Source organism: Pseudonocardia adelaidensis (assembly GCF_039543345.1).
Classification (GTDB): Bacteria; Actinomycetota; Actinomycetes; order Mycobacteriales; family Pseudonocardiaceae; genus Pseudonocardia; species Pseudonocardia adelaidensis.
The window spans coordinates 134,786-150,246 of record NZ_BAABJO010000011.1 but is presented as its reverse complement, the minus strand read 5'-3'; the positions used below and the strand labels follow the sequence as shown (position 1 = coordinate 150,246).

18 protein-coding genes and 1 pseudogene are annotated in these 15,461 nt (G+C 73.5%); 11 read left to right on the top strand and 8 right to left on the bottom strand.

What is annotated here, in order from left to right:
* Nucleotides 1–62 precede the first annotated feature (62 nt).
* The gene (locus ABEA81_RS17090; protein ID WP_345606103.1) at nucleotides 63–503 is read right to left on the bottom strand and encodes a nitroreductase family deazaflavin-dependent oxidoreductase; all 441 of its coding nucleotides are present in this window, start codon (nucleotides 501–503) and stop codon (nucleotides 63–65) included.
* A gap of 176 nt (nucleotides 504–679) precedes the next feature.
* Here ABEA81_RS17090 and thiD point away from each other — a divergent pair, with 176 nt between their 5' ends.
* Together thiD and ABEA81_RS17080 are read left to right on the top strand one after the other, a co-directional pair.
* On the top strand, nucleotides 680–1,528 hold the full coding sequence (gene thiD / locus ABEA81_RS17085; protein WP_345606102.1) for a bifunctional hydroxymethylpyrimidine kinase/phosphomethylpyrimidine kinase: 849 nt from the start codon (nucleotides 680–682) through the stop codon (nucleotides 1,526–1,528).
* A gap of 115 nt (nucleotides 1,529–1,643) precedes the next feature.
* Nucleotides 1,644–1,848 (top strand): annotated as a pseudogene (locus tag ABEA81_RS17080) (phosphomethylpyrimidine synthase ThiC); the annotation flags it as partial.
* A gap of 82 nt (nucleotides 1,849–1,930) precedes the next feature.
* Here the strand turns inward: ABEA81_RS17080 and ABEA81_RS17075 are convergent.
* Together ABEA81_RS17075 and ABEA81_RS17070 are read right to left on the bottom strand one after the other, a co-directional pair.
* On the bottom strand, nucleotides 1,931–2,332 hold the full coding sequence (locus ABEA81_RS17075; protein WP_345606101.1) for a YybH family protein: 402 nt from the start codon (nucleotides 2,330–2,332) through the stop codon (nucleotides 1,931–1,933).
* Nucleotides 2,333–2,387: 55 nt separating this feature from the next.
* Nucleotides 2,388–3,320 carry an RNA polymerase subunit sigma-70 gene (locus tag ABEA81_RS17070; RefSeq protein WP_345606100.1) on the bottom strand — a complete coding sequence of 311 codons (933 nt, stop codon included), beginning with the start codon at nucleotides 3,318–3,320 and terminating at the stop codon, nucleotides 2,388–2,390.
* Nucleotides 3,321–3,553: 233 nt separating this feature from the next.
* Between ABEA81_RS17070 and ABEA81_RS17065 the strand changes: the two genes are divergently transcribed.
* The 4 genes from ABEA81_RS17065 to ABEA81_RS17050 all read left to right on the top strand — a co-directional run bounded on the left by ABEA81_RS17065 (nucleotide 3,554) and on the right by ABEA81_RS17050 (nucleotide 8,269).
* Nucleotides 3,554–5,821 (top strand): xanthine dehydrogenase family protein molybdopterin-binding subunit, encoded by a 2,268-nt coding sequence (locus ABEA81_RS17065; protein WP_345606099.1) that lies wholly within the window; start codon nucleotides 3,554–3,556, stop codon nucleotides 5,819–5,821.
* Entirely contained in the window at nucleotides 5,814–6,347 is a 534-nt protein-coding gene (locus ABEA81_RS17060; RefSeq protein WP_345606098.1) for a (2Fe-2S)-binding protein, read from the top strand. The genes ABEA81_RS17065 and ABEA81_RS17060 overlap by 8 nt, the downstream gene beginning before the upstream one ends.
* Entirely contained in the window at nucleotides 6,344–7,159 is an 816-nt protein-coding gene (locus ABEA81_RS17055) for an FAD binding domain-containing protein (RefSeq protein ID WP_345606097.1), read from the top strand. Before ABEA81_RS17060 ends, ABEA81_RS17055 begins: the two co-directional genes overlap by 4 nt.
* Nucleotides 7,160–7,225: 66 nt before the next feature.
* Nucleotides 7,226–8,269 (top strand): serine/threonine-protein kinase, encoded by a 1,044-nt coding sequence (locus ABEA81_RS17050; RefSeq protein ID WP_345606096.1) that lies wholly within the window; start codon nucleotides 7,226–7,228, stop codon nucleotides 8,267–8,269.
* A 23-nt stretch (nucleotides 8,270–8,292) separates the two neighbouring features.
* On the opposite strand, the gene ABEA81_RS17045 is transcribed toward ABEA81_RS17050, so the two are convergent.
* Together ABEA81_RS17045 and ABEA81_RS17040 are read right to left on the bottom strand one after the other, a co-directional pair.
* A complete protein-coding gene (locus tag ABEA81_RS17045; protein ID WP_345606095.1) occupies nucleotides 8,293–8,943 on the bottom strand; it encodes a response regulator transcription factor in 651 nt (216 codons plus the stop codon).
* On the bottom strand, nucleotides 8,940–10,133 hold the full coding sequence (locus tag ABEA81_RS17040) for a sensor histidine kinase (protein WP_345606094.1): 1,194 nt from the start codon (nucleotides 10,131–10,133) through the stop codon (nucleotides 8,940–8,942). Before ABEA81_RS17040 ends, ABEA81_RS17045 begins: the two co-directional genes overlap by 4 nt.
* Nucleotides 10,134–10,242: 109 nt before the next feature.
* Between ABEA81_RS17040 and ABEA81_RS17035 the strand changes: the two genes are divergently transcribed.
* Nucleotides 10,243–11,448 carry a DUF418 domain-containing protein gene (locus tag ABEA81_RS17035; RefSeq protein ID WP_345606093.1) on the top strand — a complete coding sequence of 402 codons (1,206 nt, stop codon included), beginning with the start codon at nucleotides 10,243–10,245 and terminating at the stop codon, nucleotides 11,446–11,448.
* On the opposite strand, the gene ABEA81_RS17030 is transcribed toward ABEA81_RS17035, so the two are convergent.
* Nucleotides 11,423–11,782 (bottom strand): DUF952 domain-containing protein, encoded by a 360-nt coding sequence (locus ABEA81_RS17030; protein ID WP_345606092.1) that lies wholly within the window; start codon nucleotides 11,780–11,782, stop codon nucleotides 11,423–11,425. The two genes, ABEA81_RS17035 and ABEA81_RS17030, sit on opposite strands and share 26 nt — an antisense overlap.
* An 86-nt stretch (nucleotides 11,783–11,868) precedes the next feature.
* On the opposite strand from ABEA81_RS17030, the gene mftA reads away from it, so the two are divergent.
* From mftA to mftE, 4 genes are read left to right on the top strand one after another with little or no spacing between them, the layout of a single operon-like run.
* On the top strand, nucleotides 11,869–11,970 hold the full coding sequence (gene mftA, locus ABEA81_RS17025) for a mycofactocin precursor MftA (RefSeq protein ID WP_345606091.1): 102 nt from the start codon (nucleotides 11,869–11,871) through the stop codon (nucleotides 11,968–11,970).
* Between the two features lies 1 nt (nucleotide 11,971).
* Entirely contained in the window at nucleotides 11,972–12,256 is a 285-nt protein-coding gene (gene mftB, locus ABEA81_RS17020) for a mycofactocin biosynthesis chaperone MftB (RefSeq protein ID WP_345606090.1), read from the top strand.
* Nucleotides 12,253–13,449: a mycofactocin radical SAM maturase gene (gene mftC, locus ABEA81_RS17015; protein ID WP_345606089.1), complete on the top strand. Its 1,197-nt coding sequence runs from the start codon at nucleotides 12,253–12,255 to the stop codon at nucleotides 13,447–13,449. Before mftB ends, mftC begins: the two co-directional genes overlap by 4 nt.
* Nucleotides 13,450–13,460: 11 nt before the next feature.
* Nucleotides 13,461–14,147, top strand: coding sequence for a mycofactocin biosynthesis peptidyl-dipeptidase MftE (gene mftE / locus ABEA81_RS17010; RefSeq protein ID WP_345606088.1), 687 nt, complete (start codon nucleotides 13,461–13,463; stop codon nucleotides 14,145–14,147).
* A gap of 9 nt (nucleotides 14,148–14,156) precedes the next feature.
* Here mftE and ABEA81_RS17005 read toward each other — a convergent pair whose 3' ends face one another.
* Entirely contained in the window at nucleotides 14,157–14,615 is a 459-nt protein-coding gene (locus ABEA81_RS17005; RefSeq protein WP_345606087.1) for a dihydrofolate reductase, read from the bottom strand.
* Nucleotides 14,612–15,409: a thymidylate synthase gene (locus ABEA81_RS17000; RefSeq protein ID WP_345606086.1), complete on the bottom strand. Its 798-nt coding sequence runs from the start codon at nucleotides 15,407–15,409 to the stop codon at nucleotides 14,612–14,614. Before ABEA81_RS17000 ends, ABEA81_RS17005 begins: the two co-directional genes overlap by 4 nt.
* Between the last annotated feature and the right edge of the window lie 52 nt (nucleotides 15,410–15,461).

Here is a 15,461-nt window from a genome sequence, read left to right as displayed (position 1 = left end):
CGTCCTGCCGGCGCGCCCGGAGCCGTCGATCTCCCGCGGATCCGCCGAACGGGGAGCCCGGCTCAGGACTCGATCGGCTCCAGGACGAACAACGGGATCTCGCGGGTGGTCTTCTTCTGGTAGTCGGCGTAGGGCGGGTAGGCGGCCACGGCCCGCTTCCACCAGATCGCCTTCTCCTCGCCGGTGACCTCGCGGGCGCGGAAGTCCTTCGTCTCCGTGCCGTCCTGGAGCTCGACGTGCGGCTCGGCCTTGACGTTGTGGTACCAGACCGGGTGCTTCGGGGCGCCTCCCAGGGAGGCGACGATGGCGTAGACGCCCTCGTGCTCCACACGCATGAGCGGCACCTTGCGCAGCTTCCCGCTCTTGACGCCGCGCGTGGTGAGGAGCACCACGGACATGCCGTTGATGCTGACGCTCTCCGTGGTCCCGGTTTCGAAGATCTTCTCCGTCTGCTCCCGGACCCAGTCGGTCGGGCTGATCTCGTACTCACCTTCAAGTGGCATGCAATGGCCAACAGCGCGGTTCCGCCGGATCTTCCCCTCGCCCGCCTGGACGAGTTACGGTCGGGGCACAGACGGGAGCTCGCAGCAGCGGGCTGAGAGGGTGGCTGGCGCGCCACCGACCGCAGGAACCTGTCCGGGTAATGCCGGCGTAGGGAGGCTGAACATGGCAGGCGAGCATGATTGAGCCCACGGTGGGCACCACACCCCCGACCGTCATGACGATCGCGGGCACCGACTCCGGCGGCGGTGCCGGCGTTGCGGCCGACCTGCGGGCCATGGCGGCATGCGGGGCCCACGGCTGCGTGGCCGTCACGGCGGTGACCGTGCAGAACACGCTCGGTGTCACGGGCGTCCACACGATCCCCCCGGAGACGGTTGCGGCGCAGATCGAGGTGGTGGCGACCGACATCACGCTGGGCGCGGTGAAGACCGGCATGCTGGCCGACACGCCGATCATCGAGGCGATCGTCGGCGTCTGCGACCGCGTGGGCATCGGCGGCGCCGGCATCCCGCTGGTGATCGACCCGGTCGCGGCGTCCATGCACGGCGACCCGCTGCTCGCCGACTCCGCCCTCGACGCCTACCGCACCCTGCTCTTCCCGCGCGCCGTGCTGGCCACCCCCAACCTCGACGAGGTGCGGCTGTTCGCCGAGGTCGACGTCCACGACCGCACGGCGCAGTACGAGGCGGCCAAGGTGATGCACGCGTTCGGCCCGCAGTACGTGCTGGTCAAGGGCGGGCACCTGCGCGAGGACACCGACGTGTGCGTCGACCTGCTCTACGACGGCCACACGTTCACCGAGCTGCCCGGCCCCCGGTTCGACACCGGCAACACCCACGGCGGCGGGGACAACATGGCCTCGGCCATCGCGTCCGGCCTCGCCCGCGGCATGTCCGTGCCCGAGGCCGTCGCGTTCGGCAAGCGCTACGTGGTCGAGGCCGTGCGGCACTCCTACCCACTCGGCGGGGGCCACGGCCCGATCTCGCCGCTGTGGACGGTCCGGAACTGGTGGGAGACCTCCTGAAGCAGATCACAACCGAACACACCGCGGGAGCTCGTGCGCGCAACGGGCTGAGAGCGCACGTGCAGCCGACCGCAGAACCTGTCCGGGTAATGCCGGCGTAGGGAGAACACCAGCGATGACCGCTGTCGCGCCGTCCGTGACGACCGGCCCCATCAGGGGCTCGCACAAGGCGTACCTCGAGGGACCGGACGGGCTGCGCGTCCCCGTCCACCGCATCGAGCTGTCCACCGGTGAGCACCACGACGTCTAACGACACGTCGGGCCCGTACACCGACGACACCGCCACGATCGACCTCGCGGCAGGGCTGCCCCCGCTGCGCGACCCCTGAGGAGCCCACGCGATTGCAGCAGAGCCACTCTCCTGCACCGTGGCTGCAGGAAAGTGGCTCTGCTGCAACGGGGTCAGGCCGGCAGGCTCTCGTCCGGGAACGAGTGGTGCTCGTGCGCGACCCGCCACCGCCCGTCCTCCTTCCGGAGGCCGAACGTGATCCGCAGCCGGCGGTCGGGATGTGCGGCGTTGTCCTCCTCCGTGCCGCAGCGCAGCAGCGCCCACGCGAACGCCACGTCCGCCCCGGCCGTGACGTCGAGCTCCAGGACGTCGAACGTCGCTCCCCGCGCCTGCCACTCGAAGAACCCCGGCCAGGTGGCGTGGTAGGCCTCGATGCCCCGGGCACCCGCCTGCGGCGGGGGTACGTCGAACATCACGACGTCGTCGGTGTGGTCGGCGAGCACGGTGTCGAGGTCGCCGGCGTGGGCGGCGACCGCCCACCGCTCGATGAGCTCCCGGATCTCCTTCTCCGCCATGGTCCTGCTCCTTCCGTCGGGTGTCGCCGTTGACAACCCCGGCCGCTGCGCGAACTCATCGCTCACCCTCGATCCGGCTGGGAAGGCCGAAGTCGGCGACGTCCGCCTGGAGGAAGGACACGACCTCGCGCACCGCCCCGTCGCGGATCGTCAGCACGTCGAGGCCCATCGGTGTGTACGCCGTCCCGTCCCAGTGGTAGGTCGCGAACGCCGGCATGCCGTTGGCCCGGGCCGGCAGGAACCGCCACCGGTACGTGAGCGGCCCCGTGACCAGGAACTCCCGGATGGCGGCCCGGCCGGCGTACCACTCGGGAAGCGGCGGCATGGAGAAGCGCGCGTCCTCGGCGAGCATCGCCACGATCGCCTCGACGTCGCCGGCCTCCCATGCCGCTGCGTAACGCCGGGCCAGATCCGCGGTCTCCGGCGCGCTGCGGTCCGGCACCGGTCGCTCGCGCACCACGCGGGCGCGCTGCAGCGCGCTGTTGACGGACGCGACCGAGGTGTCGAGCAGGTCGGCCGTCTCGACGGCCGAGTAGCCCAGCACCTCGCGCAGCAGGAGCGCGGCGCGTTGCCGGGGCGGCAGATGCTGCAGCGCCACCAGGAACGCCAGCTCGACGCTCTCCCACGCCACCAGCCGCTCCGCCGGATCCAGCTGGTCGGCGTACGCCATCCGGTCGTCGGGCAGCGGCTCGAGCCACCGCACCTCCTGTGCCTCCGCCGTCGTCGGCAGCTCCCGCCGGGCGGCGCGCCCGAGGAACGTCAGGCAGCGGTTGGTGGCGATCTTGTACAACCACGCGCGCACCGACCGTCCGCGGTCGTCAGAGCGGGGTCTGAAGCCCGGCCAGGCCTGCCAGGCCCGCATCCACGTCTCCTGGACGACGTCCTCGGCGTCCGTGAGCGAGCCGAGCATCCGGTAGCAGTGCGCGGTCACCTCGCGGTGGAACGGGGCCACGGCGGCGGTGAACTCGGCCTCGGCAGCAGACACCACCCATCCACGATCCTGCCGGGGTCAAGTGGGGTTCCGCGATCGCACCGTGTGATCGCCGGTTCCGGGTGCTGGTGGAACCGCAGACCGTGATCGCGGTCCGCGTCTTCGCCTGCCGACGGTGCGCGCCGTGCGTGAGCATTCCGGCGCCGCGCGTGAGCGCCGGGTGACCGGGTCTTCCATCGAACGATCGCCGTGCGCGCGGTCGCGCGGATGGCGGGCTAGCATCCCCGGCGATGAGCATCATGGGCACGCGCGTGGTCCGCACAGAGGATCCGGTGTTCCTCTCCCGGGGCGCGACCTACACCGACGACCTGACCGACGAACGGCTGACCGGTGCACTGCACCTGACGTTCGTGCGGTCCCCGCTGGCGCACGGCCGGATCACCGGGATCGACGTCGAGGCGGCCAAGGCCGCTCCCGGCGTCGTCGGGGTGTTCACGGGCGCCGACCTCGACCTCTCACCCGCGCTGCTGTTCCCGGCGGCGAACAGGGCGATGGTCCGGCCGTTCCTCGCCTCCGACCGGGTGCGCTTCGTGGGGGAGCCGATCGCGGCCGTCCTCACCGAGCACCCGTACCAGGGGCAGGACGCGGCCGACCTCGTGGAGGTCGACTACGACCCGCTGCCCGCGGTGATCGGCTTGAAGGAGTCGCTCACCGACGAGACCGTCCTGTTCGACGAGGCGGGCACCAACCTCGCGCTGGCCTTCGACGACCAGGAGTTCGACGAGCACCTGTTCGACGACTGCGAGGTCGTCGTCACGCACGAGATCGTCAACCAGCGGCTGGCGGCCTCCCCGCTGGAGACGCGCGCCGCGGCTGCCGCGTGGGGCGACGACGGGCGGCTCACGCTGTTCGCCTCGTCGCAGAACGCGCAGATGGCGCGCGACGAGGTGGCGGGCTGGCTCGGCATCGAGTCGTCGGACGTCCACGTGATCCTCCCGGACGTCGGCGGCGGCTTCGGCGCGAAGATCGGGGGCGACCCGATGTTCGCGGTGGTCGCGTGGCTCGCGAAGCGGGTCGGGCGGCCGGTCCGGTGGACCGAGACGCGCTCGGAGAACATGACCGGGATGCTGCAGGGCCGCGCCCAGCTGCAGACCGTCACGATCGGCGGGCGCCGCGACGGCACCGTCCTCGCCTACCGCCTCGACGTGCTCGCGGACGCGGGCGCGTACCCCGCGATCGGCACGTTCCTGCCCTTCTTCACACGGCAGATGGCGCCCGGTGTCTACGACATCCCGAAGGTCGAGTCGCGGGCGCGGGCGCTCGTCACCACCACCACGCCCACCGGCGCCTACCGCGGCGCCGGTCGCCCGGAGGCCACCGCGGCGATCGAGCGGGCCATGGACCTGTTCTCCGCCGAGATCGGCATGGACCCGGCCGAGGTGCGCAAGCGCAACGTGGTGTCGCCCGACAAGTTCCCGTTCACCACCAAGGGCGGGGGCGGCGGGGCCGTCTACGACACCGGCGAGTACGCGAAGGCGATCGACCGCGTGCTGGAGGCCGCCGGGTACGCCGACCTGCGGGCCGAGCAGGCCGCCCGGCGGGAGCGCGGCGACGCCGTGCAGCTCGGGATCGGCATCTCCGCGTACGTCGAGATCACCGGGGGCGGGGAGTTCCGGGAGGACGCATCGGTCGAGGTGCACCCCGACGGAACGGTGACCGTCCTCACCGGCACCTCCCCACACGGTCAGGGTCACGCGACGGCGTGGGCGATGCTCGCGAGCGAGCACCTCGGCATTCCGATCGAGAAGATCACCGTCAAGCACGGCGACACCGACCTGATCCCGCGCGGCGTGGGCACGATGGGCTCGCGGAGCCTGCAGACCGGCGGCGTCGCCGTCTACCAGGCGGCGGGCCAGCTCGTGGAGCTCGCCAAGCAACGCGCTGCCGACCTGCTGGAGGCGAGCGCCGAGGACCTCGAGGTCACCGACGGCCGGGTCACCGTGAAGGGCACCGGCGCGGGCGTCGACCTCGCGGAGCTCGCCGAGAAGGAGCAGCTGCGGGTCGACACCGCGTTCGACAGCGGGGCGGCCTCGTTCCCGTTCGGCGCCCACGTCGCGGTGGTCGAGGTCGACGTCGAGTCGGGCAAGGCGGTGGTCGACCGGATCATCACGGTCGACGACGCGGGCCCGGTGCTCAACCCGCTCCTCGCCGAGGGTCAGCGCCACGGCGGTATCGCGCAGGGCATCTCGCAGGCCCTGCTCGAGGAGGTCGCCTACGACGCCGACGGCAACCCGCTCACGGCCACGTTCGCCGACTACGGGTTCCCCTCCGCGGCGGAGCTGCCGAGCTTCACGCTGCTGGACATGGAGACGCCCACGCCGCTGAACCCGATCGGGGCGAAGGGCATCGGCGAGGCCGGCACCATCGGCGCCACGCCCGCGGTGCAGAGCGCGGTGGTCGACGCCGTGTCGCACCTCGGCGTCCGCCACATCGACATGCCGACCACCCCGCTGCGGGTCTGGGAGGCCATCCGGGCCGCGGGAGGCGCGAATGACTGAGAAGGTCCAGATCACCGTCAACGGTCGGCCGACCACCGCGGAGGTCGAGCCGCGGCTGCTGCTCGTGCACTACCTGCGGGACGTGGTCGGGCTCAAGGCCACCAACATCGGCTGCGACACCACGTCCTGCGGCGCGTGCACGGTGCTGCTGGACGGTGAGTCGGTGAAGTCGTGCACGGTGCTCGCGGTGCAGGCCGACCAGCAGTCGGTCACCACGATGGAAGGGCTCTCGCCCGACGCGGAGCACCTGCACCCGGTGCCGGCGGCGTTCCGCGCCGAGCACGGGCTGCAGTGCGGCTTCTGCACGCCCGGCATGGTGATGGCCGCGGTCGGCCTGCTGCAGGAGAACCCGCATCCCACCGAGCGGGAGGTGCGCGAGGGCCTGGAGGGCAACCTCTGCCGCTGCACCGGCTACCACAACATCGTCCGGGCCGTGCTGGCGGCGGCGGGGAAGGACCCGGCGGAGGCCGAGGACTCGCCCGCCGAGCTCGCCGCGCCCGGCTTCTCCACCGGGAGCGGCTCGTGATCCCCGTCGGCTTCGACTACGCACGTCCCGAGTCCGTGGACGGCGCGCTCGCCCTCCTCGGGGAGCACGGCGAGGACGCCACGCTGCTCGCGGGCGGCCACTCCCTGCTCCCGGTCATGAAGCTGCGGCTGGCCGCGCCCGAGCTGGTCATCGACATCGGCAAGCTCGCCGAGCTGCAGTACATCCGGGTGGACGGCGACGAGGTCGCGATCGGTGCCGGCACGCGGCACCGCGCGGTCGAGGCGTCCGACGTGCTGGCCACCGAGTGCCCGCTGCTGCCCGCGGTCGCGCGCACGGTGGGCGACCCGCAGGTGCGCCACCGCGGCACGATCGGCGGCTCGCTCGCCCACGCCGACCCGGCCTCCGACCTCCCGGCGGCCGTGCTCGCGCTCGGCGGCACGGTGGTGCTGCGCAGCCCGCGCGGCGAGCGGCAGGTGCCGATCACCGGCTTCTACACGGGCGTGTTCTCGTCGGTGAAGGAGCCGGACGAGCTGATCGTCGAGATCCGGGTGCCGCGCACCGGCGGGGCCGGCTGGGCGTACGAGAAGTTCACGCGGCGCGCCAACGACTGGGCCATCGTCGGGGTCGCCGCGGTCGACGGCCGGGTCGGCCTGGTGAACATGGGCTCCACGCCGCTGCGGGCGTCCCAGACGGAAGCCGCGCTCGCCGACGGCGCGTCGATCGAGGAGGCCGCGGCGCTCGCCGACGAGCGCACCGAGCCGCCCGCCGATCTCGCCGCCACCGCGGACTACCGGCGTCACCTCGCGCGTGTGCTCACCCGCAGAGCGCTCACCACTGCCGCCAACGGGTGACGCACATCCGGGTCCAAGTTTCCCGGATCCGTGCGTAGCTGCCCCGTCCGGGGGAAAGACTTCGGTATGGCCCCCGACGAGGCTGTTGCGCTCGGCGACGTCCCCCGTGTCGTCGCCGGCCGCTATGAGCTCGGGTCGGTGCTCGGCGCCGGATCGTCCGCCGTCGTGCACCGAGCCCGTGACCTGCGGCGTGGTGTCGAGGTAGCGATCAAGTGCTTCCGGCCGGGCGCGTCGGAGCGCGACCTGCGGCAACAGCGCCAGGAGATGGCGCTGCTCGCCCGACTGGACCATCCGGGACTCGTCCGGCTGCACGACGGTGGGATCGTGGACGACTGCCCGTTCGTCGTCACGGACCTGGTCGAGGGGCCCACGCTCGCCGGGCGGATCGCCGCCGGCCCGCCGCTCGCCCCGGGCGCGGTGCGCAGGCTCGGCGCCCAGCTCGCCGACGCGCTGGCCTACGTGCACGCCGCCGGCATCGTGCACCGCGACGTCAAGCCCGCCAACGTCCTGCTCGGCGACGCGGGGCGCCCGCGGCTCGCCGACTTCGGCATCGCCCGCACCCTCGAGGCCACGGCGGCCACCGCCGACGGCTGCGTCGTCGGCACGGCCGCCTACCTCGCCCCGGAGCAGGTGCGCGGGGAGGACGTCGCGCCTGCCACCGATGTCTACGCGCTGGGCCTGGTGCTGCTGGAGGCGCTGACGGGGCGGCGGGAGTACCCCGGTGCTGCGGTCGAGTCCGCCACCGCCCGGCTGTACCGCTCACCGGCTGTGCCGGTGGGTCTGCCGGCCGGCCTCGGCACCGTCCTGACCGCGATGACGCAGGACGACCCGCGCCGCAGGCCTCCCGCGGCCGCCGTGGCCGCGGCCCTGTCCGCCGATCCGAGCTCACCCGCCGCGGCACTGGGCCTCGGGCAGGCGATGCGGACCCGGGTCGTGCACCACGGGAGGCACCGGCTGGGCCGCCCCGGCACGCGGCCGATGTCGCGCATCGCGCTCGCGGCCCTCACCGCCATCGTCGCGATGCTCTCCGTCGCCGCAGCCCCCGCGAACCCGCCCGCGGCGGTGCCCGGCGGGCACGACTCGGTCGAGCTCTCCGCCCGGCTCCGCTGACGCCTCGCCCCGTCGAAGCGCGCCTAGTCGACCAGGCCCGCGTCCTGCGCCGCGATCGCCGCCTGCACCCGGGAGCGCAGGCCGAGCTTGGTGAGCACGCGCGAGACGTGCGTCTTCGTGGTCGCCTCGGTGATCACCAGCTCCGCCGAGATCTCCGCGTTGGACAGGCCGCGGCCCAGGCAGGCGAGCACGTCGGCCTCGCGCGGCGTGAGGTCGTCGAGGCCGGGGGGACGGACCGGGGTGCGGGCGGGGGCGCCCAGCCGGGCGATGACCCGCCGGGTGATCTCGGGGGCGAGCACGCCGTCGCCGCGGGCCACCGCGCGCACCGCGGCGAGCAGCGCCGGTGCCTCCACCGACTTGAGCAGGAAGCCCGCCGCACCTGCGGCGAGCGCGGAGTCGACGTACTCGTCCAGGTCGAATGTCGTGAGCACGAGCACGTCGCACACCGATTCCCCCACCAGCCTGCGGGTGGCCTCGATGCCGTCGATGCCGGGCATGCGGATGTCCATCAGCACGACGTCGGGCGTGCGCTCCCGGGCCATCCGGACGGCGGCGAGCCCGTCGGCGGCCTCCCCGACCACCGTGATGTCCGGGGCGGAGTCGAGGATCATCCCCAGGCCCGTGCGGATCGCCGCCTGGTCGTCGGCCACCACCACGCGCACCGGTCCGGTCACCGGGACGCTCCGGCCGCCGCCGGTACCGGCAGGATGGCGCGCACCCGCCAGCGGTCCCCGTCCGCTCCCGCCGCGACGGTGCCGCCCACCGCGCCGGCACGCTCGTGCACGCCGAGCAGCCCGGTGCCGGTGCCCCCACCGGGCGGCGCACCGGGCACGAGGTCGTTCTCGATCTCGATCACCAGTTCTCCCTCGTGGTCGGCCAGGCGCAGGTGCACCCGGCTGCCCGGGGCGTGCTTCGCTGCGTTCGTCAACGACTCCTGCACGATGCGGAACGCGGCCAGGTCCACCGCGGCGGGCAGATCGGCAGCGCCCCGCGCGTCGTCCACCTCGATCCGCAGGCCCGTCCCGACGGCGGACTCGAGCAGCGCGCCGAGCCGGTCGAGGCCGGCGGGCGCGGTGCGCGGATCGGCGTCGCCCGCGCCGTCGGCCCGGAGCAGGCCGATCATCGTGCGCATCTCGGCCAGCGACGCCACGCTGTCGCGGCGGACGGACTGCAGGACCCGCCGCAGCACGGCCGGGTCCGGGTCCGGCAGGTTGAGCGCCGCCTCGGACTGGATCGCGATGCCCGAGAGCTGGCCCGCGATCACGTCGTGCAGGTCGCGGGCCATCCGGGCGCGCTCGGCCGCCACCGCGGCGGCGCGGTCCAGCTCGGCCATCCGGGCCGCCTGCTCGGCGCGTTCCCGTTCCGCGGCTGCCTGCCCGCGGTGCAGGCGCACCTCCCGCCCCCACAGCACCGGCACCGCGAGCACGAGCCCGAGGTTGAGGATGACGAGCACGGCCGCGCGGCCGCCTTCGGCGACGAGGCTGACGAGCGCCGCGCCGCCGGCCACGGCCGCGGTGGCGCCGGCCACCGTCCAGCTCAGGCGTTCGGACGTGTAGAGGACCGCGCAGTAGAGCAGGTCGCCGATGACCATCATCACCGCGAGCGGCACGAACGCCACCTGCGCCATCCCGAGCAGCGCGGCGAGTGCGACCGCGAGCCCGAGGACGGGCCGGACGCGGCGCTGGGTGTGGCCGAGCGCGGCGACCGCGAGCAGCCCCAGCACCGTCCACGCCGACGGCTCGGGCCCGTCGCCCCACCGGATGGCCACATCCGGGACGACCAGGTAGAGCAGCACGCCGAGCGCGAGGAAGCCGGCCACGTACAGCGCGTCCTCCACCCGCTCGCGTCCGGTCCGACCCTTCACCCGGCCATTGAACACGCGGCGGCCACGTGTCCGCGTCGATCGAAGGTGGTACGCGCCGGTCCGTCCCTCGCCCGACGACCCGGCCGCCTCCCGCCGCGATCCTGGCCCCATGACAGCGATCACCGGGACGGCGATCACCGGGACGGCGATCACCGGGACGGCGATCACCGGCCGCGGCCGGATCGACGCCATCGACGTCCTGCGGGGAGTCGCGATCCTCGGGACCCTCGGCACGAACGTCTGGCTCTTCGCCCATCCCGGTGGGCCGGTGGCGTGGTTCGCGCATGCGTTCGCCGACGGGAACCCGCTCGACACCGCGCTGCTGACGCTCACGAACGGCAAGTTCCTCGCGCTGCTCACGTTGCTGTTCGGGGTGGGGATCGAGCTCCAGTACCGCTCGGCGGTGCGCCGGGGGAACCCGTGGCCCGGCCGGTACCCGGTGCGGGCCGCGATCCTGTTCGCCGAGGGCCTCCTGCACTACGTCCTGGTGTTCGAGTTCGACGTCCTGATGGGATACGCGCTCGCGTCCTTCCTGGTCGCGTACCTGGTGGGGCGCAGCGACCGGGCGGTGCGGGTCTGGGTGGGCGCCGTGGGTGCGGTCTACGTCGCCGCGCTGGCCGCGGCCACCGCACTGCTGCTGATCACCCCGGACGTGGCACCGTCCGGCTCGTCATCCGACGCGGCCCTCACGGCGAGCTGGCCGCACCAGGTGCTGCTGCGCCTCGAGCACGCCGCCCTGTTCCGCTCCGAGATCGTGCTGATCGTCCCGTCGGCCGTCGTGCTCTTCCTCGTCGGCTCGCGGTCGGCGCGCGCAGGCGTGTTCACCGCGGGTCCCGCGGGCGCGCGGGTCCGCCGACGGCTCGTGGCCGTCGGGCTGGGGGCTGGCGTTCCGCTGAACGCGCTCACGGCCGCGGCGGGCCCGGACTGGTTCCTCGTGGACCGCTACCTCGCGCCGCCGCTGGTGGCGCTCGGCCTGCTCGGGCTCGGCGCGACGCTCGCGCAGCGCGCCCGCCGGGAGCCCGGCCCGCTCCGGCGTGCCCTGACGGCAGTCGGCCGCACCGCGCTCTCGTGCTACGTGCTGCAGAACGTGCTCGCCGGGGTGCTCTGCCACGGATGGGGCCTCGGGCTGGCGGAGCGGTTCGCCGGCACCGGCCCGTGGTTCGTGCTCGCACTCTGGGCCGGCATCTCGGCGATCCTGCTCGTGGCCGCCCCGCTGTGGCTGCGCCACGCCGGCCGGGGCCCACTGGAACTGCTGATGCACCGGCTGTACCCGCTCGCCGGAGCGGCGATCAGCCGGGCAGCGTCGGTGCGGTGAACGTGCCGTCATCGCCCGGCCGGTAGGGCAGGGTGGCCGTCACCGCCGCCGTCGGGACCGGGCCGTACGCGTGCGGGAAACGCATCGACTCGGGGTCGCCGGGCACCCCCGGCTCCCAGCGGACCTCGACGCCGATGCGGGTGGGGTCGATCACCAGCAGCAGCACGTCCCGCCGGCCGGGGAAGAGCCGGTTCGCCGGGAGCGTGACCTGCTCGGGCGTCGAGAGGTGCACGAACCCGGCCTCGGCGAGCGACGGCGGCGCCACCACGCCGGCCGCGCGGGCCCGCTCCCATTCGGCCGTGGTGCACATGTGCAAGAGAACGTCGGACTCCACCGGAACAGTCTTGCGGGCCTTGTCTTTGGCACGACGTGTCAATTAACGTCGGGCGCGCCCCGGCCATCGTCGTCAGGAGGAAGTACATGGCGCCCACCAGCGAGTCCCAGGCCCCCGCCGAGGAGCCCGTCGTCGAGGAGACCCTCGTCGAGGAGGTCTCCATCGACGGCATGTGCGGCGTCTACTGACGTGACCGCCGAGGCGCCGGTCTTCGACCCGGCGCGGCCCCACCGCTGCAGCCCGCGGGTGGCGGTGCGCCCCGAGCCCTTCGGGGCGCTCGTCTACCACTTCGGCACCCGCAGGCTGTCGTTCCTGAAGACCCCCCAGCTCGTCGAGGTCGTCTCCGGGCTGGAGCGGCACCCCGACGTGCACTCGGCGCTCGACGCAGCCGGCCTCGACGCGGCCCAGCGCCCCGCCTACCTGCGGGCACTGGCCGGGCTGGCCGCCAACGGAACCATCGAGGAGCGACCGTGAAGCTGGTCGAGCACTTCCAGTACGGCCTGAACTCCCCGATCTGCCTCACCTGGGAGCTCACCTACGCCTGCAACCTCGCGTGCGTGCACTGCCTGTCGTCCTCGGGACGGCGGGATCCGCGCGAGCTCAGCACGGCCGAGGCGAAGTCGGTGATCGACGAGCTCCAGCGGATGCAGGTCTTCTACGTCAACATCGGCGGCGGCGAGCCCACCGTGCGCTCCGACTTCTGGGAGCTGCTCGACTACGCCGTCACCCACGACGTCGGCGTCAAGTTCTCCACCAACGGGATCAAGCTCGACGAGGCGCGGGCCGCACAGCTCGCGGCCACCGACTACGTCGACGTGCAGATCTCGCTCGACGGCGCCACCGCCGAGGTCAACGACCACGTGCGCGGCCCCGGCTCCTACGCCACCGCGATCAGGGCGTTGGAGAACCTGGCCGAGGCCGGGTTCGCCCGGCCCAAGATCAGCGTCGTGATGACGAGGCAGAACGTCGACCAGCTCGACGAGTTCTCGGCGATCGCCGACCGGTTCGGCGCGCAGCTGCGCATCACCCGCCTGCGGCCGTCGGGCCGCGGAGCGGACGTGTGGGACGAGCTGCACCCCACGGCCGCGCAGCAGCGGCAGCTCTACGACTGGCTCGTGGCGCACGGTGAGAACGTTCTGACGGGCGACTCGTTCTTCCACCTCTCCGCCTACGGCGAGGCGCTGCCCGGGCTCAACCTGTGCGGGGCCGGGCGGGTGGTCTGCCTGATCGACCCGGTCGGCGACGTCTACGCGTGCCCCTTCGCGATCCACGAGAACTTCCTCGCGGGCAACGTCCGCTCGCCGGGCGGGTTCGAGCAGGTGTGGCGGGGCTCCGAGCTCTTCGCCGAGCTGCGGCAGCCCCAGACCGGCGGCGCCTGCCGCAGCTGCGGCTTCTACGACTCGTGCCAGGGCGGGTGCATGGCCGCCAAGTTCTTCACCGGCCTCCCGCTCGACGGCCCCGACCCGGAGTGCGTGCGCGGCTTCGGCGAGCAGGCGCTCGCCGCGCGCGACGGGTCCACCGCGATCCCGCGCTCGGACGTCGACCACTCGAGGTCGGCGCCGCGGGTCGGCCGCGGCCCCGTACCCCTGACCCTCACCACCCGTCCGGACCGCGCGTGCGACGAGAGCCCGCTCGCCAGCCTGCAGGTCCCGGTGGCGGGAAGCTGAACCCGAGCCCGATGGGCCTCGGGGGTCGCGCGTGGCCCGACGTGCCGGCGGCCACCCTGCTCGTGCCGGTCGGGTCGTGCGAGCAGCACGGGCCGCACCTCCCGCTCGACACCGACACCCGGGTCGCCACCGCCGTCGCCCGGCGCGCGGCGGGCGACGACCCGGCGCTGCTGGTCGCGCCGCCGCTGGCCTACGGCGCGTCCGGCGAGCACGAGGCATTCGCCGGCACCCTGTCGATCGGGCATGACGCGCTCTCGGTCGTGCTCGTGGAGCTGGGCCGCTCGGCCGCGAGGTGGGCACCCCGGCTGGTGTTCGTGAACGGTCACGGCGGCAACCTCCCCACCGTCCCGGACGCCGTGGTGCAGCTGCGTGCCGAGGGCCGCGACGCCGCCTGGTGGCCGTGCGCCGTGGCAGGCGGGGACGCGCACGCAGGCCGCACCGAGACGTCGATCCTGCTGGCGCTCGACCCCGCTGCCGTCCGCACGGCCGCGGCGGCGCCCGGCGCCACCGCCCCGCTGGACGAGCTGCTCCCGGCCATGCGTGCCGGCGGCGTGGCCGCGGTCAGCCCGAACGGCGTGCTGGGCGACCCGACCGGCGCGAGCGCCGAGGAGGGTGAGCGCCTGCTGGCGGAGATGACCGTCGCCCTCCGCGCCCGCGTCGCCCGCTGGCGCCCAGCGCCAACCGGCCGCCTGACGTGATCTGTCGGCTCAGCCCCAGGTCAGCAACCGGTAGTGCAGCCCTGTCTCCGACTCCTGCCACGCCCCCATCGAGTCCGGCGGGCGCTCCACGTCCGGCGCGTACGCGTCGCCGTCGAAGGGCTCCCGGATCTCGGTGACCACGATCCGGTCCGCGAACGGCAGCGCCGCCCGGTACACCGCCGCGCCGCCGATCACCCACACGTCCCCGGTCGCCGCGGCGAGCGCCCGTTGCAGGTCGGAGAACGTCTCCACCCCGTCCTGGGGCGTGCGGGACAGCACGACGTTGCGCCTGCCGGGCAGCGGACGGAACCGCGGTGGCAGCGACTCCCACGTGCGGCGGCCCATGAGCACGGTGGCGCCGGTGGTCAGGGAGCGGAAGTGCTTCATGTCCTCCGGCAGGCGCCAGGGCAGCGTGCCGTCGCGGCCGATCACGCCGTTCGCCGACTGCGCCCAGACGAGCCCGATCACACCGCCACCGGCGCCTTGACGGCGGGGTGCGGGTCGTAGCCGTGGAGCGCGATGTGCTCGAAGGTGTAGTCGAACAGGCTGTCCGCAGGCTTCAGGCTCAGGGTGGGGAACGGCCGCGCCTCGCGGGCGAGCTGCGTGCGGACCTGGTCGGTGTGGTTGTCGTAGATGTGGCAGTCGCCGCCGGTCCAGATGAAGTCGCCGACGCCGAGGCCCACCTGCGCGGCGATCATGTGCGTCAGGAGCGCGTAGCTCGCGATGTTGAACGGGACGCCGAGGAACAGGTCGGCGCTGCGCTGGTACAGCTGGCAGGACAGCTCGCCGTCGGCGACGTAGAACTGGAAGAACGCGTGGCAGGGCGGCAGCGCCATCCGCGGGATGTCGGCGACGTTCCACGCGGACACGATGATCCGCCGGGAGTCGGGGTTCTCGCGCAGCGTGCGCAGCACCTCGCTGATCTGGTCGACGTGCCCGCCGTCCGGGGTGGGCCACGACCGCCACTGCACGCCGTAGACCGGCCCGAGGTCACCGTCGGGGCCCGCCCACTCGTCCCAGATCGTGACGCCGTTCTCCTGCAGCCACCTGACGTTCGCGTCGCCGCGCAGGAACCACAGCAGCTCGTACGCGACCGAACGGAAGTGGACCTTCTTCGTCGTGATCAGCGGGAAGCCGTCCGACAGCCGGTAGCGCAGCTGGTGGCCGAAGACCGACCGCGTGCCCGTGCCGGTGCGGTCCGCCTTGCGGGCGCCCGTGTCGAGCACGTGGCGGAGCAGGCCTTCGTACTGGGTGTCCGGCACGCCGTGAGCCTAGTGGTCCCCGCCGGCGCACCCAGCGGAAAGCTGGATCCGC